Here is a 20,798-nt window from a genome sequence, read left to right on the forward strand (position 1 = left end):
ATGAAAACAAAGAACAAAAAATGGTTGTACTGGGTTGTGGGCGGCATCATTGCAATTGGTGCAGTCTGGTTTTTTTTCATCAGAGAAAAAGAAATAAAGATCCAGCTGGAAACAGTAAAGCCGGAAATGGGAGAAATTTCAAATTCCATTACGGCAACAGGAACCATTCAACCTGTGGACACGGTTGCTGTGGGTACCCAAGTATCAGGGATCATTAAAAATATTTATGTTGACTTTAACTCTACTGTAAAGAAAGGACAGCTTCTGGCTACTTTAGATCCGGATCTGCTCAAATTTCAATCAGAACAATATCAGGCTAATTTACAGAATGCAAAAAGTAATCTTGCTTATAATGAAATCAATATCAACAGACAATCCCAGCTCTATAAGGTAGGTGCTATCAGCAAAGCAGATTTTGATAATGCCACCAATCAGTACAAAATGGCAAAAGCCCAGGTAGGTACTGTAACAGCCCAGCTTTCTACTGCTAATAAAAATCTATCCCTTACGAATATCTATTCTCCGATAGACGGAACGGTTCTCAACAGAAATGTAAGTGAGGGACAAACCGTTGCATCCAGCTTCAGCACTCCTACCCTGTTTAGTATTGCTAAGGATCTCACTAAAATGAGGGTTCGTGCTTCGGTGGATGAAGCTGATATCGGAAATGTAAAAGTGGGCCAGAAAGCAACCTTTACCGTTGATGCCTTTCCTGATGAAACATTTAACGGTGAGGTTTCGGAAGTACGTCTTCATCCCACTGTTTCCTCAAATGTGGTGAATTACACAACGATCATCAATGCTGACAACTCCAGTTTAAAACTTAAACCGGGAATGACGGCCAATATTACCATCTTCACCCAGATCTTAAACAATGTCATGAAAATTCCTGTGGCCGCTACAAGTTTCAGGCCGGATAGTCTTGTTATCAAAAAATATAAAGTTAACGCTCCATTTGCAAACGGCAAAAAACATGAAAAAGGACAATGGAAGAAACAAAATAAAGGAGCTGAAATGAAAAATGAGGCAGCAGTCTGGATCATTGCTCAGGACAGTACCATATCCCGCAAAAAAATAAAAACAGGAATGGACAACGATACGGAAATACAGGTTATTTCTGGATTGAATAAAAATGACAATATCATTACCGGTTATAAAGTTCTATCTAAAAAAACTTCCGGCGGACAGGCAAAAAGCCCTTTCATGCCGCAAAGAAGAGGTGGTGGAAATAATAAAAACAGCGGCGGCGGTGGCGGACCAAGATAAAAAATAACAGATGCTGAATTTTAAATTCTTATTCCAAATCCACCACGATACAACAACGAAACCAGCAACTAGCAACCAGCAACTAGCAACTAGCAACTAGCAACTAGCAACTAGCAAACCTAAAACAAAAATCATGGCAGAAAAAATTCTGGAGATTATGGATCTAAAGAGGGAATTCAAGATGGGTGAGGAAATTGTTCATGCATTGAAGGGAGTAACCTTTACGGTAGAAAGAGGTGAGTTTGTAACCATTATGGGAAGCAGCGGATCCGGAAAATCTACTCTACTGAATATTATAGGCTGCCTGGATAAGCCTTCCGCCGGAGATTATATCCTGGACGGGGTAAATGTAAAAAACCTTGACCGGGATGAGCTTGCTGTTCTCAGAAATCAAAAAATCGGGTTTGTTTTTCAAGCCTACAATCTCCTCCCGAGAACTACCGCTAAAGAAAATGTGGAACTTCCGCTTCTTTACAACTCAAAAGTGTCCACCGAAGAACGTCATAAAAGGGCTTTACAGGCATTGGCTGCCGTAAAACTGGAAAGCAGGGTGGACCATCTTCCTAATCAGATGTCCGGAGGGCAGCAGCAAAGAGTCGCCATTGCCCGCGCCCTGGTAAATGAGCCTGTAATGATCCTTGCGGATGAAGCCACCGGAAACCTAGATACAAGAACGTCTTATGAAATCATGGCTCTTATGCAGGACCTCCATAAGCAGGGACGAACAATAGTCTTTGTTACCCATGAGCCTGACATTGCCACCTTCAGCAGCAGAACTGTAACACTCCGGGACGGGAAAGTTATTAAAGACGTTAAAAACGACAATATAAAATCTGCCAGAGAAGCCCTGGAAAGCCTTCCTGTAAATGATGATTATCAATAGTTTTAAACTCAAAAACAATTGCAATGAACCTTTCAAATCTCTTCAGAATTGCCTGGAAAGCTCTTTTACGGAATAAGCTTCGTGCTTTTTTAACCATGCTCGGAATCATTATCGGTGTGGCCTCAGTGATTGCGATGACCGCTATTGGAGAAGGTTCAAAAAAAAGCATCAGCGATCAGCTTTCTTCCATGGGTTCCAATATGATTACGATACGCCCGTCAAGTAATGTAAATGTTTCCGGAGGTGCCAGAATCGGGGCTTCCGGGCTGCAGACTTTGAAACTTCAGGATGCAGATGCTATTTCAAAAGGAGCTCCCGATGTCTCTTACGTTTCTCCGGCAGTACAGGCCAATGGACAATCCATCAGTGGCCCGAACAACTGGCCGACTCAATTACAGGGGGTAAACGAAGAATATTTTAACATCAGAGACTGGAGTATTGCAGATGGAAGTCTTTTTACAAAAAAAGATGTTACCTCATCCAATAAAGTATGTCTTTTAGGACAAACGGTTTACACTAATTTATTCCCCAATGGTGAAAATCCTGTGGGAACAATTATCAGATTTAATAAAGTCCCGATGAAAGTCATTGGAATTCTGGCTCCCAAAGGCTCCAATGCATTCGGGCAGGACCAGGATGATGTAATTATTGCCCCTTTCAATACGGTTCAGAGAAGATTTCTGGGAATTACATACGTTCAGACCATTTATGCCGCTTCTACCAATGAAAATACATCACAGCAGGCTACAGATCAGGTTTCTGAGATTTTAAGAAAACAGCATAAACTTCCTGTTGACGGAAGTAATGATGATTTCAGTGTAAGAACCCAGGCAGAATTAATTTCTACCATGAGCTCCACCAGCCAGCTTTTAACGGTCCTTTTATCTGCAATTGCCGGGATTTCCCTGATTGTGGGCGGTATCGGAATTATGAATATCATGTATGTTTCCGTTACAGAGCGAACAAAGGAAATCGGCTTAAGAATGTCTATTGGAGCCAGAGGAAAGGATATCCTGTATCAGTTTCTTATTGAGGCGGTGCTTATCAGCATTACGGGTGGAGTGCTCGGGGTGGTTTTAGGCGTTTTATCCTCAGAACTGGTCACTTTTTTCCTGTCCTGGCCTACTTTCATTACAGAATCTTCCATTATCATTTCATTTATCGTCTGTGCAGTAACCGGTGTATTTTTCGGATATTATCCGGCATTGAAAGCTTCGAAACTGGATCCTATTGAAGCATTGAGATATGAATAGTTTTTGTAAATTTGGAATGAATAAGGTACAAAGTTTAAGTTTTAGAATAACAGATTTCAGGACATAAAATCTGAAATTTAAACGAATCGGCAATAATAAAAACACCAAATAAAAATATGTCAGCAAGCATTTCACCAAAAACATTTGATTTTTTAAAAAAGTTAAATAAAAACAATAATCGTGAGTGGTTCAATGAAAACAAAAGTCTTTATACAGAATCACAGGAAAATATTGTTTCTTTCCTGGACGGTCTAATTAAAGAAATGTCCGGATTTGATGAGGAGCTTGCAAAAATTGACAGTAAAAAAGCATTATTCAGAATTTATCGGGATACCAGATTTTCAAAAGATAAATCACCTTATAAAACCAATTTCGGTGCCTCTCTGGGAATGGGAAAAGGAAACCAGAAAGGAGGATATTATCTCCACATGGAACCTGGAAAATCCTTTTTAGCCGGCGGAATCTACATGCCTGAATCTTCTGTTCTTAAAGAAGTACGAAAGGAAATTTCATTATATGGAGATGATTTCCTAAAAATTCTAAATCATAAAGATTTTAAAAAGCATTTCCCTGAACTTGATCAGGATGATAAACTGAAGAAAGTTCCCCAAGGTTTTGAAAAAGAAGATCCGATGGCGGAATATCTGAAACTTAAAAACTTCATTGTGGTTTATTCTCTTAAAGACGAAGAAGTTCTTGATAAAAATGCCGTAAAAAATTTATCTAAAGTTTTTAAACTGATGAAACCTTTCAATGATTTTCTAAATACTCCTTTTCTTTAAATCACCGAACGATCTCAAACGTTTGCAGATATATCAAACCGGCAGTAAACATTTGTCTGTGAGGGTCTGTTTTAATATTCCAAGGTGAATTATTCAGATTTTCACGGGCAATTGTTGTTTGAATTTTTATCATCTCCACAAGAATTCGGCCATTCAAAACCTGTTAAAACTCATTTACAACAAAAAACACCCAAAAGCCTATCTATTGATAATCAATTAATTATATTTAACATTTTTTAAGATAAGTTTTACATTTTTGCTTATCTTTGCTATTCGTCAAAAAGCAAAGGATGTCTTTATACCAACAAATTGCAGAGAAGCTACAATATATAAGTCCGAATTTCTACAAAAAAAGATATTTTAAGAACTTAAATAATCTTAACAAAGATAATTTTTCGACCCGTAATGTAGAACCGGAGCTGGTATGGATCAAAGAATACCTTCCTAAAAATGCAGTAATACTAGACATTGGTGCGAATGTGGGAACTTTTCTCTATCAATTGGAAGACAAGCTGGATCATGAGCATATTTATGGTTTTGAACCCAATAAAAAGCTTTACAGAAGGTTGAAAAGGCTGTTTCCTGCAATGCGTATCTTCCCTCTGGCCCTTTCTGACGAAAATATGACTGCTGAATTCAAAGTACCTGTCATTAACGGTAAAACCATAGCTTCCCGTGGAACTTTAAATACTTCCTATAAAGAAAAAGGCGAGGAAAAAAGTTACACAGAGAAAGTGAAGGTAATCAAACTGGATGAATGGGCAGCACTGGAACATTTCAACCGACTTGACTTCATCAAAATAGATGTTGAAGGAAATGAAATAAAAACGCTTTCAGGAGCTAAAGAGACCATCAGACAATTCAAACCGACATTAATGGTCGAAATGGAACAAAGACACCACCAAACACCTATATGGACGGAAATCTCTGAAGTAATGAGCTGGGGATATGAAGCTAAATATCTGAATAGAAAAAACTTCATTCTGGAACCTCTCACGGAAGATATCATATCACAAAATATAAACGACGAAAAAAATAAAACTCAGTATATCAACAATATTATTTTTATACCTAAAAACATTTAAAACAACTTTATGAGTGTAGTAGCGAGACAAGGCTTCAAATATTCCATTATCGGTTATATTGGTTTTTTGCTGGGCACAGTTTCCGCAATATTCATTTTCCCGAATGATTTTGAATTTTATGGAAAACTTCGCTATATCCTTCCTACTGCTGAAATGCTGGTTCCTTTTGTGGTATTAGGGATTTCGTACTCTAATGTAAAGTTTTTTCATACGGTTGAAAAAGATGGTAAAAAGCAGAATATGCTTTCATTGTCATTACTTACTGTTTTTATCAACTTTCTAATTTTTACGGCAGTTTTTTTTGTGCTCCCCTTTTTTTATCCGAAATTCAGGCATTCGGAAGCATGGAAAATCAAAGAAATGATCCTTCCCTTAATTTTGATTCTCTCGCTTTGTGCGATTTTTAATAAATATACTTCCAACTATAAAAGAATTGTTGTTTCCAACATTTTTGATAATCTGTTTCCAAAGATTGCTAACCTGGGTGCGTTCTGCCTCTTTTTCTTTGCATTATCGCAGAATATTCCCACTGCAGCATCACAAAAAATTGCTTTTGCATTTTTCTTTGGAGTATTTCTTTTAATGCTTTTCGGGTATGTTTATTACACCAACAAGCTGGAGAAGATTCAGCCGGATTTCAATACGGACTATTTCAAGAAGAATAATTTCTGGAAAGAGTTTTTTAATTATAGTTTCTTCGGATTTCTGGGAACCTTTGGAAATTATCTGGCCATCAATAGTTTTATGATCGGAGAATTTATGGGTATGGAAGAAGTAGGAATCTATTCCGTTCTGTATGCTCTGATCTCACTGATCTCTATTCCGCAGCTCGGATTATTCAATATCTCCGCTCCCATTATCAACAAAACTTTAGCCGACGGAGATATGGAAGAACTGGACAGGTTTCACAAAAAAACTTCTCTGACTTTATATTTTCTTGGCGCTGTTCTATTCTCCTGCATTATGGTAGGTTTTCCTTATCTGACCCAGTTTATGCCAAAGAATGGAACTATGCTCAGAGAATACGAACCTGTAGTCTGGATCTGGGGTTCTGCAGTATTGATAGATCTGGCAACAGGGTTCAACGGAAATATTATTTCTCTTTCTAAATATTACAGATTCAATATCCTGGTTATGCTTTTATTGGCTGGATTAACCATCGGACTGAATTATTATTTCATTAAAAATACGGATCTGAAACTGATCGGAATTGCTTTATCTACAGCAATTTCTCTTACTATTTACAATGTTGTAAAAATAGTTTTCAATTATTTTGTATTCAAAGTTTCCCCATTGAGTATTGAAATGATCTTCGTTTCCATTATCTGTACGCTTGCGATTACTGTAGCAATTGTTCTTCCGAATTTTGAAAGTAATTTCCTCAACCTGATCTATAAACCCGCGGTTGTTTTACTTCTGATTTACATCGGCAATTATTTCACAAAAATATTTCCGATCGAAGATTACCTGAATATGAGGTTTATTAAAAGTGTTTTTAAAATTAAATAGGTTGAATAGCTGAGAAAGCCAAGAGGATAGTATTAATTGGAAATAAGTTGACTTAAAAGCTGTTCCAGTTTATTCTGAACTTTATCTTTTCCGTATATTTTCTGAAAATCAAAATGAACGGATGAAAGCTCTTTTAACTGCTCAAGAACATTTTCTTTTGCCGGTATAATAAAATCTACTTTTGAAGGGTATTTTTCAGGAAAAACAGCCAGTTTTCCATAAGTTACAGCATCACCGAAGTTTCCTGTCACCTTAGTTACTCCATACACTTCTTTCATACTGAAAAATTCTGTTTCCTGCTGAATAGGACACCAAAGAATATCTGCTTTCCGCATCCATTTTTCAAAATTCTCTGTGGAAACTCTTTCGGAAAAATAAGTAATCCTGATATTGGCAGCTAACTCCTTAGAAAGGTTTTCAAGCTGTTTCAGTTCATGATCTTTTGCTTTTCCCAGGAATACAAATTCGTACTTGCGATCGGTATTTATATCCTGAATGATTCTAAAAACAGAGTCGTAATCTCTTCTCTTCTGTGAAACTCCGCCGGGAATAACTACAGTGAGAAATTCATTCTCAGATTTATCAAATTCCTTTGTGTAAAACAGCGGTAAAAACTGCTGTCTTTCCGATATCATTGTTTCATCCAGAACCAACAGTGCTTTTGACTTCTGATATACTTTAGTTTTGTAAAACAACCCTTCTTTCAGCCATAGCTTTAGTCTGAAAATCACATCACCTTTGAAAAAACTTTTCATCAGATCCAGCTTTGAGGCTTTGGTAAAATTAAGATTATGTGATATAATAGCCGTATTATATTTTTTTGTTATTGCCGAAAAGGTATTAAAATACCGATGAACAGTCCCAATAATAACCAGTTCATATCCTTTATCTTTCAATTGATCAAAAATCATAGAACTGTCTGATAGGAAAATATTTTCGTCTTTTGAAATAACCTGATCCTTGATTTTTTTTGAAAAATAATAGTCTACAACAAAGGCCTGGGAGCCTTTCATAACATCAATGAAAGCCTGAGCAATTTCTGCGTGAGTGTCTATTTCTATGTAAGCTATTTTTTTCACAGATTTAAGGAAATCTTATAAGTTTTGGCTACAGCCAATTGATTTTAATTTTTATTGAACGGGCTAAAGCCTATCCCTATTGAATTTGCAGACCATTTTTTGTAAAAATTTTACCATTCTGCGATTTTTCCTTTTTACTTTTTCCCTTTCATCTACATTTTCAGCCATTTCTTCTTCAACATTCTCCAACGTTGATCGTTAACGGCTTTTTGTTCTTCTTTTGTAATCTTAAGCTCCAGTTTTTTTGATTTACAGTTTTCATAAGACTTAATAATTTCAAAGAAAAAAGAGGGAGACTTACTTTTCATGGCTTCTTTTGAGGAAGCAATATACGCCAGAAATCTGTTCAGTCCTAAGAAATAAAAGTATCGTCCATAATAATCGGCAGGCCGTATGGTGTAATCCGCTCCTTTTACTTTGATGAGTTTTACATGAAGCTCCGGAAGAACCACTTCTTTCCACCCTAATGTTTCCAATAATATGGAATCAATATTATCCCAACCCAAAGTTTCTCTCAAACCACCGATCTGAATGAAGCATTCTTTCCGATAGGCTTTCATAGGTCCTCTAACATGGTGTTTGTTGGAATTTCCTTCGTATACCCAGTTTCCATCTTTTTCAATATACAATAACCCTCCTACTAGTCCATATTCAGGGTTATTTGTGAAAGCATGTGCAATTGTTTCAAGATAATTTTCCGGAAGAATGATATCGGCATCAAATTTACAGATGATATCAAATTCATCCATAGATTGTGTCCGTAACCCATTTTTAAAGGCATGAACAACTTTAGAACCCGGCTGATGTTCAGATTTTTGAAGATTAATAGTTTCAAAACGGGAATCACTCTCTGTGTATTTCCTGATCAACTCGGGAGTTCTGTCTGTAGAGCCGTCATTTACCACTACCACTTTAAAATTCTCGCAGCTTTGCTGTTGTAAAGAATTGAGTGTAAATGGGAGGTTATCTTCTTCGTTATGGGCAGGAATTATAATTAAAAACCTCACGGATTAATATATAAATGATGAATGATAAGTGATAAATGATCTGAATGACCATTCATCACTTATTGTTTGATATTATTTGTTATGCGGTTTCAGCATATTTTTCGGATCAAGGATCTCATCTAGTTTTTCCTGAGAAAGAATTCCTTTCTCCAGAACAAGATTGTAAACGCTTTTTCCGGTTTCTAATGCTTCTTTCGCAATCTGTGTAGATTGTTTGTAACCGATATAAGGGTTAAGCGCCGTTACAATACCGATACTGTGCTTCACCATATTCAGACAAACTTCTTTATTGGCAGTGATTCCTACAACACATTTATCACGAAGGGTATCCAGAGCGTTGCAAAGGAAGTTGATATTTTCCATGATTGCATGCGACAATACCGGCTCCATTACGTTAAGTTGTAACTGCCCTGCTTCTGCGGCAAATGTTACGGTAAGATCATTACCAAATACCTTAAAGCAAACCTGATTTACAACTTCCGGAATTACAGGGTTTACTTTACCCGGCATGATTGAAGATCCCGGCTGCATTGGCGGAAGGTTGATTTCAAAAAGACCGGCTCTTGGCCCTGATGAAAGTAATCTTAAATCGTTACAGATTTTTGATAGCTTCACCGCTAAACGCTTCATAGCCGAGGAGTAAATTACATAAGAACCTGTATCAGGGGTAGCTTCTACTAAATCCGGCGCAGAGATAATCGGGAACCCTGTGATCTGAGCCAAATTTTTAGCACAAAGGGTTGCATATCCAACGGGAGCATTCAAACCTGTTCCGATCGCTGTTGCACCCATATTCACTTCCACAAAAAGGTTTGCATTGTTATTGAGTTTTGAAATATCTTCTTCCAATGTAGCGGCATACGCTTCAAATTCCTGCCCCAATGTCATCGGAACTGCATCCTGAAGCTGTGTACGTCCCATTTTAATAACATCATGGAACTCCTGCCCTTTGGCGCGGAAAGCGGCAATAATTTTTTCAAGTCTTTCTACCAGTCCGATGTTCATCTGTAACAGTCCCATTTTGATGGCTGTAGGATAAGCATCATTGGTTGACTGGGATAGGTTGATATGGTCATTAGGTGAACAGAATTCGTATTCTCCTTTATTTTTTCCTAATTTTTCTAAAACGATGTTTGCGATTACTTCATTCGCATTCATATTGATAGAAGTTCCTGCCCCACCCTGAATCATATCTACCGGGAACTGTTCATGATATTTTCCTTGTACAATTTCATCACAAGCTTCTGCTATTTTGAAATATAGGTTTTCATCAAGAAGTCCTAATTCATAATTGGTTTTTGCTGCTGCTTTTTTTACAAAAGCCAACCCTTTGATAAAATCCGGATATGAAGACAAAAGCTGCCCTGAAATCTTGAAGTTGTTGATAGCTCGTTGTGTCTGAACCCCATAATAAGCATCTAAAGGCACATTTAGTTCACCTAATAGATCACTCTCTTTTCTGAAATTTTCCATTACAGATATTTTACTGTTTTTGATCGTTTAAAGATAGCAAAAACGCATCTAACCGATGCGTTTTAATTTGAATTATTTTACTGGATATTTTTGATTCAAAGCCTGCAGTATCGCCCATGATTCGGCATCCATGATTCCGTCATAGTTTTGTGGACGGAAATGGTACTGGAATGCTTCAATGGTTTTCTTGGTAGCATCATCCCATTTCCCGCTAAGATCCAGTCCGTAGCCTAATTTCTGTAATGCGGTCTGGATAAGGAAAACAAAGGAAGGTTCGTTATATCTTACAGCAAAGTCTGTTTGTGCCTGATCGAAAAAGGTTTGTTTAGCGGCATCATCATACCACATCCCGATCTGGTATTCATCATATAATTTTTTCCAGGGGAACATTGGACCCGGATCTTGTTTTCTTGTAGGAGCAATATCTGAGTGAGCAAGTACATTGGTTGGAGGGATCTGATACCTTGTAACAATATCTTTAACTAATGCTGACACTTTTTTCATCTGGTCATCATTAAAAGGAGCAAATGTTCTTTTGCCGGCCGCATCTGTAGTATAGCCCATATTTACAATCTCAATTCCAATAGAGGTATCATTAAGATTCTTATCATTTCTCCATGAGCTTACTCCGGCATGGTATGCCCGTTTATTCTCATCTACCAACTGATAGATTTCGTTGTCTCCTGTATTGTTGACAAGATAATGAGCGCTCACTGCCTGCTGGGTAAGAACAGTAATTGATTTATCATCAGGAAGTGCTGTATAATGTAATATAAGGTAACGTTGTCTGAAATTTTGGGCTACAGCAGGAAAATAAGTCTTTACGACTTTATATCCGGCTGGTTTTGCCGATACAATAGAACCGTAGCTTGCTGTATTATCATTTTTTGTCGGGTCTGCTATATTAGTAGTAAAAAAGTCTACTCCATGATCCGACACTACTTTTGGTTTCGGAGCTTCCGGAGTTTGGGTTTTGACTACCGGTTTCGCCTGTGTTATGGGGGTTTTCGGTTTGTAAGTATTTTTTTTCACATTTTGTTGGGAAGTACATGAAAAAACAAAAGTGCTTAATCCGATGATATATAATGTCTTACGCATCAGTTTGATTTTTGAATGATTTATTAGTTCAAAAATACACAAATTTTTCTTGAATTTTATTTGGTAAATAAAGAAATCTGTTCTATATTTGCACTCGCAATAACGGAACAACGATCATTAAAAAATAAACAAAAAAGGAGGGTTGCCGGAGTGGTTAACGGAGCAGTTTGCTAAACTGTCGACGCGAAAGTGTCGCAAGGGTTCGAATCCCTTACCCTCCGCTCTTCTATATATTCGGGGCGTAGCGTAGTCCGGTCATCGCGCCTGGTTTGGGACCAGGAGGTCGCAGGTTCGAATCCTGCCGCCCCGACTTTTTTTAATGCGCTTATTAACTAAGCGAGAATCAACTTTAAGGGTGCGTAGCTCAGCTGGATAGAGCATCTGCCTTCTAAGCAGACGGTCACAGGTTCGAATCCTGTCGCGCTCACAAGACTCACTAGAAATAGTGAGTCTTTTTTGTTTATTTTAGTACAATGTGTTACTGTTATATACTTTATTCTAAATTTCTAGACAAATATTACATCGGACATTCTTCTGAAGCTCTACAAGAAAGATTAAGAAGACATCTCTCTAATCATAAAGGTTTTACCTCAAAAGCGAAAGATTGGGACATTGTTTATTTTGAAACTTTTAAGACTAAATCTGAAGCATACAAAAGAGAACAAGAAATAAAAGCATGGAAAAGCAAAACTAAAATCCAAAAATTAATTAACAACTCTGATGAGATAGAGCATCCCGATCTATAATCGGGACGGTCACAGGTTCGAATCCTGTCGCGCTCACAAGACTCACTAGAAATAGTGAGTCTTTTTTGTTTATTTTAGTACAATGTGTTACTGTTATATACTTTATTCTAAGTTTCTAGACAAATATTACATCGGACATTCTTCTGAAGCTCTACAAGAAAGATTAAGAAAACACCTCTCTAATCATAAAGGTTTTACCTCAAAAGCGAAAGATTGGGACATTGTTTATTTTGAAACTTTTAAGACTAAATCTCAAGCATACAAAAGAGAACGAGAAATAAAAGCATGGAAAAGCAAAACTAAAATCCAAAAATTAATTAACAACTCTGATGAGATAGAGCATCCCGATCTATAATCGGGACGGTCACAGGTTCGAATCCTGTCGCGCTCACAAGACTCACTAGAAATAGTGAGTCTTTTTTGTTTATTTTAGTACAATGTGTTACTGTTATATACTTTATTCTAAATTTCTAGACAAATAAATCCTAATCATCCCTTCGCATCTTACTAAAACCTAATAATCCCAGGGCTAAGGATAATCACAAATGTTCATTATATTTAACATTCAAATAACCATTCATCCAAAAGCTGAAACCATTAGTTGAATTAAGATGTATTTACCAAAGTAAAAAACATGATCGTAAAGACCTATAAACCTGAAAATCCATTATTGAAAAGATATATTGAGTGCTTTTATATACTTGAAATAAACTCTGAGGAAAAGCCTATTACTTATCTAACCTTTCCCAATATTTATACAATTGTTACTGTGAGTGAAAAGACTATAACTTTTGTAAACGAAAATATTATCACGATAAAACATTGCCCATCCAGCTCAATTGAATCAAATCTGGTATGCAATTTCAATGAGCCGGTCTTAGTGAAATATGAAGGAAAAATAAATGAAATCACAACCTATTTCAAACCTCTTGGAATCAATACATTTATAAAGGATAATTTGAAAGATTACAGCGAAGGAACCTTCCCCGATTTTAATCCATACGAAGATTATAAAAATGTTATGACAGGTATTCTTTCAATAAAAGATCATAGCGAAAAAATCAGGACTTTAGAATCTTACTGGGTTTCAAAAATACGTCCATTTGAAGATCTTTTACTGGAAAATGTACTCAGCGAAATGCTGGATGCAACCAACCTCAATCAATCTATGACAGAACTATCTCATAAAACCGGCCGGTCACGAACAACAATAAATAAACATTTTGATCAACATATTTGTAAAACACCTTCTCAATTCAAAAAAATCATTAGGTTCAGAGCAGCTATTCAAAGTCAGCTCGAAGATAAAAATAAAATAAGCAGGTCATATAATCTAGATTATTTTGACCAGTCGCACATGATCAGGGATTTTAAAAGATTAACAGGTTTTACACCAAAAGTTTTTTTTTCTAAAATAAAAGCTTTCGAACAAGAGCAGATAAAATGGATTTTTGTTTAACAGGTTTACAAAAATACAATGATACGAGTTTTTTAAATGGTAACATTGTAATTCAATTATGTTATTAAATAATTTATGAAGCTTATCCTGATAATAATCCTGTTTCCATTTTTGATTTTTGGGCAGAAAAATATACCAACTGATCTTGCTAAATATATGCAAGCTCAAGCTGATGTAAATAACTTTAGCGGAACAGTCCTTGTTACACAAAACGGTTCTGTTTTACTGAAAAAAGCATACGGTCTGGCAGATTACGAATGGAACATTAAAAATACCATAGACACCAAATTTCAGCTGGCTTCCGTAACGAAACAGTTTACCGCTGCAGCTATTCTGCTATTAGCACAAAGAAAACAACTATCCCTGAATGATAAGCTCAGTAAATTTTTTCCTGACTATCCAAAAGCTGACAGTGTCACTATCCATATGTTATTGTCTCATACTTCAGGGTTGGCTTTAGGTTTCAAAGAAATTGCATTAAGTACCATCAGCCAAGACTCTGCTTTCTCTCTGATCAGGAAAATCCCTTATGAGTTTTCACCGGGAACTAAAAGTACATACAGCAATATAGGATATTATTTATTAGCTAAGATCATTGAAAAAGTTTCGGGTGAAAAGTACGCTGTTTTTTTAAAGAAAAATATATTTGAAAAAGCAGGTATGAAGAATACGGGAGTCAGCAACAATGACTCTATAATTCAAAAAAAGGCACAGGTTTATTGTCATACAGAAAAAGGATACATCCACAATCCTTATATCAATTGGGAAGTTAATCTGGGACATGACGGGGTTTATTCTACCGTTGAAGATCTGGCTCTTTGGGACAAGGCTCTATATGGAACAGCTATTCTAAACGCTGAAATGAAAAAAAAGATGTTTACCCCTCATAGTTCGGAGAATTGGGGATATGGATTTATTATTAATCCTTTTTACAATCATGGCCATCAATTAATTGCTCATGACGGAGGCTTCTTTGGCACAATAACATCCTTCAACCGATTTACAGATGATAAACTCTTTGTTACTGTACTTTCTAATAATGGATCCCTATCTCATATTATTGGCTACGGGCTTTCGGCGATTGCCCTTGGAAAAGAGGTAGAACTCCCTTACAAGCATCATAGAACCAAAGTAGACACTACAATATACGACAACTATGTGGGCAGGTTTGGAAAGATTGAGATATTGAAAGCTGATAATAAACTTTACTACAATAATACAGAAATTGAACTCATACCTGAATCCAAAACAAAATTTTTCAGAACGGACGATAATGACAGGACAATTGAGTTTATACAGGATAAAACAGGCGCATACAATTCTATAATTTTGACCAAAGGTGGTGTTAAGGAAACTTTTGTTAAACAAAATCAGTCACAATAAGTAGGAAAAGTATCCATATTCGGTAAAGGAGAGGTACACTTTGTTAAAATTTAGAATATTTAAATAGTACTTAGAATTCGGTCAATATCAGCAACAAATTGGTTCGGGAATAATCCTTTAGTGGCGACGAGACTCACTATTTCTAGTGAGTCTTTTTGTGGTGTATCATTATTCAAAGAATAAAGAGGAATGATTACATTTATAAAATACTTGTCATAAAAATCAAATTGCATAATTTTGCTTTCTCTATTCTAATTCAATGAAAAATTTTAATATCATCATCTCAGGCTGTTTATTAGTTTCAGCTCTATCGTGTACAACTACACCTTCAGCATCAAAGGTTTCCACTCCAAATACGCCGTATGAAAATCTTGGACGTGACGGGAAGATATATGCAGCATTTTATCAGCAAAGAGCTGCAGAGTACGAAGCATTATGTCTTCAAGCTTACAATATTGCAAAACTTCGTCTGGACGAAGCTTTAGCTCATCAATCCGATAAACCTTTAGCAATTATTTCGGATATTGATGAGACTTTCCTTGATAATTCTTATTATGCTGTTGAGCGTGCAAAAATGGGAAAGAACTATGATCAGAAAACATGGGAAGAATGGACAGCTAAGGGCATTGCAAAACCACTTACGGGCTCGCAGGAATTTTATCAGTATGCAGCCCATAAAGGGGTTCAGCTTTTTTACGTTACCAACCGTGTGGAACAGGAACGAGAAGGAACCCTGAAAAACTTAAGAAAATATAATTTTCCTCTTCAAAATGAGAATAACCTCATCCTTCGATCAAAAGAAAGCAGCAAGGAAAACCGTCGAAGGGATATCGCTAAAAACTATAATATTGTTTTACTGTTAGGTGACAATCTCGCCGACTTTTCCGCTATATTTGATAAAAAATCAGAAGCGGAAAGATCTGCAGCTGTTAAGAGTTCTGCAGAAGATTTCGGTAAAAAATTCATTATCATTCCCAATGTTGGTTATGGAGACTGGGAATCTTCATTTTATAATTATAAATACGATTATACGGATCAACAGAAAGATTCCTTGATGTACAATGCAGTAAAGGCCCAGCCTTAAAATAAGACCTGAATAGCAACAAGAAAATGTTGAATCCTTTCTCCCATCTTATACTCCTCACAGATCTTAAAACTGTGAGGTTTTTATTGTTATAAGTTTTGTGATTTAAAAAAAATTCACATTTCTAAGAGAATAAATATTATCCTGGAAATATATTGCATGATCCTTCAATAGGAGTATTCTTTTTTTCAATCGGAAATCATTCACATTCAATCAGATAAATTTATTTATGGTAAAATGTTAAAAAAAACATTATTTTTTTCACCTTTTTATCCTCCTTATCAAAAAAAGTATACTTATATTTGCACACGCAAAAACTACCCTGATACAGGTAGTTTCCATGACCATTCGGGGCGTAGCGTAGTCCGGTCATCGCGCCTGGTTTGGGACCAGGAGGTCGCAGGTTCGAATCCTGCCGCCCCGACTTTTTTACTCATTATACAGACTCACTATTATTGTGGGTCTTTTTTATTTAAAGAGGCTGCTCATAAAAATGAGACAGCCTTTATAGTTTTATAAAAAAAGAAATGAAAATAGCTCGAATTACAGCAAGCTGAAGGCTGGAAGTTATTAGCACAGCAATTAACTTCAAACTTCCTTGCCAAAGTATTTATGCTACTTCTCTTATTTTAGCTCTGGTTTTAGCAACTTCAATTTTCTTCTTATTTCTAAGTTCTCGTTTCATTTTACGGTATTCCCAGGGAGCAATTGCATTAATATCCTGCCAAAGGCCAATCTTTCCGCGTTTAGCACTTTCCTGAATTTGACCTAAAGAAGCATCTTTGGAATAAGAAAAATACCACCATCCTAATCCTGCCCTGATAAGCTCTTTTGAAAGGTATTTCCCATCATCATAGTACACTTTTGCAATAGATCTTCCATAACGATCTGTAGTGGTTTCTACAAAACTTACAGTTTTTCCGAATACTTTAGCTGAGGTAAACTGTTTGGCATTTTTCCCAAATGCCTGCCCATTTTCCGGGCAATCGACCTCAGCCAGTCTGATTTTCTTTTGCTGATTGCCTTTTAGCAGTAAAGTAATGGTATCTCCGTCTGAAATTTTGATCACTTTTCCGGTAGTCTGTGAGAATAGAAATACAGGGAAAAGCAGGTACGTCAACATTAATCTTTTCATGTGGCAAATATAAGTGTTATAAAGAATAAAAACACTTCAAACGCTCTATACATCAGGTAAAACATTCATCATCAGGCACAAATTTTCATAACGATTTCTTTCCCACAATATTTTTTATTGTATCTCCCAATATCCAATACTTATAGGTAAGGAAGGATAAGTTTTTACCAAAGTATCATGATCAAAACTGGAAAAATAAAAATCTTCAATATTGATCTCAATTTTACTGATTCCAATTTTAAGATTAATAAAAAATACAATAAAGTTTTTTATAAAATCATTAATATTAACAATCATATTTTCATCAGCATATAAACCTCCATTGAGCTGATTGCAAGAATAACTACCTCCCCAATACACTGAACAATCTTCTATAAAAGCAATAAAACTGTCAATTACAGAATCATTTGACAAACCTTCATGAATTACAATTTTAAACTCTAATATATCTCTCATTAATCTTTATTTTTTTTAAAAAAAATATAACAATAAAATGGCTCCGTTATTGGAAAAAACAGATGTACTGAAAAAAAAATATTTTTTTTCATCATTTTTAAAAATAAGATAAGTCCATGGTTACTAACTGGGTAAAGGTAACAAAAAATGGGTGTCGAAAAATTAATTAAAAATTATTGTTCAATTTATTTTTTTATTTCAAAAAGTATTGTACCTTTGCAACCGCAAAAACGAAGTAAAATTCGTTACTGATGACAGCCTCGGGGCGTAGCGTAGTCCGGTCATCGCGCCTGGTTTGGGACCAGGAGGTCGCAGGTTCGAATCCTGCCGCCCCGACTTTTTTTCAAAATTTTATGGGTGCGTAGCTCAGCTGGATAGAGCATCTGCCTTCTAAGCAGACGGTCAAAGGTTCGAATCCTTTCGCGCTCACAAGACTCACTAGAAATAGTGAGTCTTTTTTTGTTTATCATTAATTCAAAAAATATCAGAATGGATAGAGCATCCCGATTACAAATCGGGACGGTCAAGTTTAATACTTTACCCTATTGAAAAAATAAAAAAGAAATTTATTCATCCCAATAAAATATCACTAACTTTAATATAGATATTTTCCTGGCGGTTGGCAACCCCCAAAGCTCTATTAGTAGATCAGATCAATAATTTTTTTAAACTTAAAAATATGTGGTGGGTATACGCAATTCTTTCAGCTTTTTTCGCTTCATTGACGGCAGTTTTTGCCAAGATCGGAATTACAGGGGTTAATTCAAACCTTGCAACCGCTATAAGGAGTATTATCATCCTGTTGGTAGCATGGGGAATTGTTTTCGCAAGAAGCGAATACAAAGGAATACCGGCTCTATCCCGCCATAACCTTGCTTATATTGTGATTTCAGGGATTACTACAGGGCTTTCCTGGATATTTTATTTTAAAGCCCTGCAAACAGGCAAAGTTACACAAGTAGCTCCGGTAGACAAACTCAGTGTGGCCTTAACCATTCTCCTGTCAGTTATATTTCTTGGAGAGTCATTAACATTAAAAACATCGATAGGGGCATTATTGATCATTATTGGGACCATTATATTGATTTTTGAATAACTTCCATCCGGTTATTCACTTCATCCGCCAAAAACGCTGTTTCAACCTCTTTTTTTGTTGAATCAGTTGAACTTTTACTTTCTCAACTAATGATTCACTTTACTTTTACAAAAGAAAACTTAACCGAAAGGTTATAAAAGTTAGTTTTAATTAGTATGTAAAAGAAACATTGATTAGGGATCAATAAAAATCTTTTTGTGCATTGTAATTCCTTGTAGCCTTTTAGGCTCAACTATACACTTAATCATGTTTGGGTAGGATTGGTTTATACCAGTCCTATTTTTTTCAAAAGATATCAAAATTTAAATTCTTCAATTCCCGGATCATTAAGCAGGACTTTTGTGCAGACCTGATGATTCTTTGCTGCACCCTGCACGCGCCAGATGACAGTATATTTATTCCCGCTTCTCATCTGCTTTCCCCTGATTGATATTAAATGATATTCTTTAAACATGTTTTCATATCTTTCTACGACTCCGTCTTCATAAGGAAGTGTGATCTGATAGGTATAACGGGTACTGATCCTGTCAATGACCTCCTGAATATATTTAAACATAATAAGCAGCAGGAAAACAACCACAGAACCAATGGTAGCTTCCTGGTAATAGCCTGCACCTATCGTCATTCCCAATGCGGCACAAATCCATATGGTAACAGCAGTAGTAAGTCCTGACACTCTGTTTTCTTCTTTAAAAATCACCCCTGCTCCTACAAAACCTATTCCCGTGATAATATTGGCTGCAATGCGGTCGGGACTTCCTTTTTCACCCAGATTCATGGAAAGCATTGTAAATATACAGGCTCCCAGTGTTACAAGAATCATTGTTCGCAGCCCTGCAGATTTTAGCTGATATTCTCTCTCAATTCCTATAATACCGCCTACCAGAACAGAAAATAAAATAGGAAGCAAATCATCAAGTAAATCCATTGGTTGTTTTTTCTTTAAATTTATTTGATTTTTTCCAAAAAATAAACATGTTTTTAAGCCTATGAATTTTTTTACGAATAGAATCCCATAAAAATTATACAGATTTGCTGCGTACTGATTAAAAAAAAGGACCGCTATAATCATAATGATACAGCGGCCCCATTTATTTAAGTAAAAATCTTTTGGTATTATTTTTCAAGCAGAAGACTTACCCACTCTTCTCGCTGTAATTGCTTTTTCAGCTCAAGTCCACTTTCTTTGCATACTTCAAGAATATCATCTACATCGAAGAAACACAGTCCTGAAAGCAATAGCTTCCCACCTTCATTCAATACTGAAACGTAGGTTGGAATATCTGAGATCAGGATATTTCTATTGATATTGGCTAAAATAATATCATAGTTTTCCTTTCCTAAATTTTCGGCAGTTCCCTGCTCAATATCCAGTTCAACATTGTTTCTTTCTGCATTTTCTTTTGAATTTTCTACTGACCATTCATCAATATCGATCGCTTTCGTTTCCCCGGCTCCCTGTTGTTTTGCATAAATTGCCAATACAGAAGTACCGCAACCCATGTCCAGCACTTTTTTACCGTTGAAATCGATATCCATCATCTGCTGAATCATCAAATGGGTAGTCGGGTGATGCCCGGTTCCGAAAGACATTTTAGGCTGGATAATAATTTCATGCATTCCTGGTACAGACTCATGAAACTCTGCTCTGATCAATACTTTATCATCGATATTAATTGGAGAGAAGTTTTTTTCCCATTCTTCATTCCAGTTAATATTCGGCATTTCCTGGAAAGAATACTCAATCTTCACCAATTCATTTTCAAAGATCGGAAGTGCATTAAGCTGATCTTCATTAAATAAATCTGTCTGGATATATCCTAAAATTCCGTCAATTTCTTCTGTAAAGCTGTCAAAACCTATCTCAATAAGCTCAGCCATTAATATCTCATTCCAAGGCTGTAATGGAGAAATTTTGAAATTGAATTCTAAATAATTTTGCATGTGATTAATTTGCTGCAAAAATACTAATGTTATTATTGTTAAAAAAATGAAGTCGTAAGT

General features: G+C 36.0%; 20 protein-coding genes and 6 tRNA genes. 18 read left to right on the forward strand and 8 right to left on the reverse strand.

The window, feature by feature from the left end; translation table 11 throughout:
• From F3J23_RS16210 to F3J23_RS16235, 6 genes are all read left to right on the forward strand, one after another.
• Entirely contained in the window at positions 1–1,266 is a 1,266-nt protein-coding gene (locus tag F3J23_RS16210; protein ID WP_167031314.1) for an efflux RND transporter periplasmic adaptor subunit, read from the forward strand.
• Positions 1,267–1,399: 133 nt separating this feature from the next.
• Positions 1,400–2,149 (forward strand): ABC transporter ATP-binding protein, encoded by a 750-nt coding sequence (locus tag F3J23_RS16215; protein WP_167031317.1) that lies wholly within the window; start codon positions 1,400–1,402, stop codon positions 2,147–2,149.
• A 23-nt stretch (positions 2,150–2,172) separates the two neighbouring features.
• The gene (locus tag F3J23_RS16220) at positions 2,173–3,402 is read left to right on the forward strand and encodes an ABC transporter permease (protein WP_167031319.1); all 1,230 of its coding nucleotides are present in this window, start codon (positions 2,173–2,175) and stop codon (positions 3,400–3,402) included.
• A gap of 116 nt (positions 3,403–3,518) precedes the next feature.
• A complete protein-coding gene (locus F3J23_RS16225; protein WP_167031322.1) occupies positions 3,519–4,184 on the forward strand; it encodes a DUF2461 domain-containing protein in 666 nt (221 codons plus the stop codon).
• 290 nt (positions 4,185–4,474) lie between these two features.
• Entirely contained in the window at positions 4,475–5,269 is a 795-nt protein-coding gene (locus tag F3J23_RS16230) for an FkbM family methyltransferase (protein ID WP_167031325.1), read from the forward strand.
• A 9-nt stretch (positions 5,270–5,278) separates the two neighbouring features.
• The gene (locus F3J23_RS16235) at positions 5,279–6,778 is read left to right on the forward strand and encodes a lipopolysaccharide biosynthesis protein (protein WP_167031328.1); all 1,500 of its coding nucleotides are present in this window, start codon (positions 5,279–5,281) and stop codon (positions 6,776–6,778) included.
• Positions 6,779–6,810: 32 nt separating this feature from the next.
• Here the strand turns inward: F3J23_RS16235 and F3J23_RS16240 are convergent, their stop codons facing one another.
• From F3J23_RS16240 to F3J23_RS16255, 4 genes are all read right to left on the reverse strand, one after another.
• A complete protein-coding gene (locus F3J23_RS16240) occupies positions 6,811–7,857 on the reverse strand; it encodes a hypothetical protein (RefSeq protein WP_167031331.1) in 1,047 nt (348 codons plus the stop codon).
• 152 nt (positions 7,858–8,009) lie between these two features.
• On the reverse strand, positions 8,010–8,864 hold the full coding sequence (locus tag F3J23_RS16245) for a glycosyltransferase (protein ID WP_167031334.1): 855 nt from the start codon (positions 8,862–8,864) through the stop codon (positions 8,010–8,012).
• 72 nt (positions 8,865–8,936) lie between these two features.
• Complete coding sequence (gene aspA, locus F3J23_RS16250) at positions 8,937–10,337, reverse strand: aspartate ammonia-lyase (protein ID WP_167031337.1); 1,401 nt, start codon at positions 10,335–10,337, stop codon at positions 8,937–8,939.
• Between the two features lie 72 nt (positions 10,338–10,409).
• On the reverse strand, positions 10,410–11,435 hold the full coding sequence (locus F3J23_RS16255; protein ID WP_167031340.1) for an N-acetylmuramoyl-L-alanine amidase: 1,026 nt from the start codon (positions 11,433–11,435) through the stop codon (positions 10,410–10,412).
• Positions 11,436–11,571: 136 nt separating this feature from the next.
• Between F3J23_RS16255 and F3J23_RS16260 the strand changes: the two genes are divergently transcribed.
• The 9 genes from F3J23_RS16260 (at position 11,572) to F3J23_RS16300 (ending at position 16,531) form a co-directional block, all read left to right on the forward strand.
• A tRNA-Ser gene (locus F3J23_RS16260) sits at positions 11,572–11,656 on the forward strand.
• A gap of 14 nt (positions 11,657–11,670) precedes the next feature.
• Positions 11,671–11,745: transfer RNA gene (locus F3J23_RS16265), tRNA-Pro, on the forward strand.
• Between the two features lie 43 nt (positions 11,746–11,788).
• A tRNA-Arg gene (locus tag F3J23_RS16270) sits at positions 11,789–11,862 on the forward strand.
• A 46-nt stretch (positions 11,863–11,908) separates the two neighbouring features.
• Positions 11,909–12,181, forward strand: a complete 273-nt coding sequence (locus tag F3J23_RS16275) for a GIY-YIG nuclease family protein (protein WP_167031343.1) — start codon at positions 11,909–11,911, stop codon at positions 12,179–12,181.
• Between the two features lie 82 nt (positions 12,182–12,263).
• Positions 12,264–12,536: a GIY-YIG nuclease family protein gene (locus tag F3J23_RS16280; protein ID WP_167031346.1), complete on the forward strand. Its 273-nt coding sequence runs from the start codon at positions 12,264–12,266 to the stop codon at positions 12,534–12,536.
• Between the two features lie 279 nt (positions 12,537–12,815).
• Positions 12,816–13,640 (forward strand): helix-turn-helix domain-containing protein, encoded by an 825-nt coding sequence (locus F3J23_RS16285; protein WP_167031349.1) that lies wholly within the window; start codon positions 12,816–12,818, stop codon positions 13,638–13,640.
• A gap of 156 nt (positions 13,641–13,796) precedes the next feature.
• Positions 13,797–15,023, forward strand: a complete 1,227-nt coding sequence (locus tag F3J23_RS16290; protein WP_228455360.1) for a serine hydrolase domain-containing protein — start codon at positions 13,797–13,799, stop codon at positions 15,021–15,023.
• Between the two features lie 259 nt (positions 15,024–15,282).
• Positions 15,283–16,107, forward strand: a complete 825-nt coding sequence (locus tag F3J23_RS16295; protein ID WP_167031355.1) for a 5'-nucleotidase, lipoprotein e(P4) family — start codon at positions 15,283–15,285, stop codon at positions 16,105–16,107.
• Positions 16,108–16,456: 349 nt separating this feature from the next.
• Positions 16,457–16,531 (forward strand) — tRNA-Pro (locus F3J23_RS16300).
• A 186-nt stretch (positions 16,532–16,717) separates the two neighbouring features.
• On the opposite strand, the gene F3J23_RS16305 is transcribed toward F3J23_RS16300, so the two are convergent.
• On the reverse strand, positions 16,718–17,242 hold the full coding sequence (locus F3J23_RS16305; RefSeq protein ID WP_167031358.1) for a thermonuclease family protein: 525 nt from the start codon (positions 17,240–17,242) through the stop codon (positions 16,718–16,720).
• 114 nt (positions 17,243–17,356) lie between these two features.
• Entirely contained in the window at positions 17,357–17,698 is a 342-nt protein-coding gene (locus tag F3J23_RS16310; protein ID WP_167031361.1) for a hypothetical protein, read from the reverse strand.
• A gap of 261 nt (positions 17,699–17,959) precedes the next feature.
• On the opposite strand from F3J23_RS16310, the gene F3J23_RS16315 reads away from it, so the two are divergent.
• The 3 genes from F3J23_RS16315 to F3J23_RS16325 all read left to right on the forward strand — a co-directional run bounded on the left by F3J23_RS16315 (position 17,960) and on the right by F3J23_RS16325 (position 18,794).
• Positions 17,960–18,034, forward strand: a tRNA-Pro gene (locus F3J23_RS16315).
• 19 nt (positions 18,035–18,053) lie between these two features.
• Positions 18,054–18,127 (forward strand) — tRNA-Arg (locus F3J23_RS16320).
• A gap of 250 nt (positions 18,128–18,377) precedes the next feature.
• A complete protein-coding gene (locus F3J23_RS16325; protein WP_167031364.1) occupies positions 18,378–18,794 on the forward strand; it encodes an EamA family transporter in 417 nt (138 codons plus the stop codon).
• Between the two features lie 295 nt (positions 18,795–19,089).
• Here the strand turns inward: F3J23_RS16325 and F3J23_RS16330 are convergent, their stop codons facing one another.
• Both F3J23_RS16330 and prmA read right to left on the reverse strand, forming a co-directional pair.
• Entirely contained in the window at positions 19,090–19,722 is a 633-nt protein-coding gene (locus F3J23_RS16330; RefSeq protein ID WP_167031367.1) for an MgtC/SapB family protein, read from the reverse strand.
• Between the two features lie 188 nt (positions 19,723–19,910).
• Complete coding sequence (gene prmA, locus F3J23_RS16335) at positions 19,911–20,738, reverse strand: 50S ribosomal protein L11 methyltransferase (protein WP_167031370.1); 828 nt, start codon at positions 20,736–20,738, stop codon at positions 19,911–19,913.
• Positions 20,739–20,798 lie beyond the last annotated feature (60 nt).

The organism is Chryseobacterium sp. Tr-659, assembly GCF_011752975.1.
Lineage (GTDB): Bacteria > Bacteroidota > Bacteroidia > Flavobacteriales > Weeksellaceae > Chryseobacterium.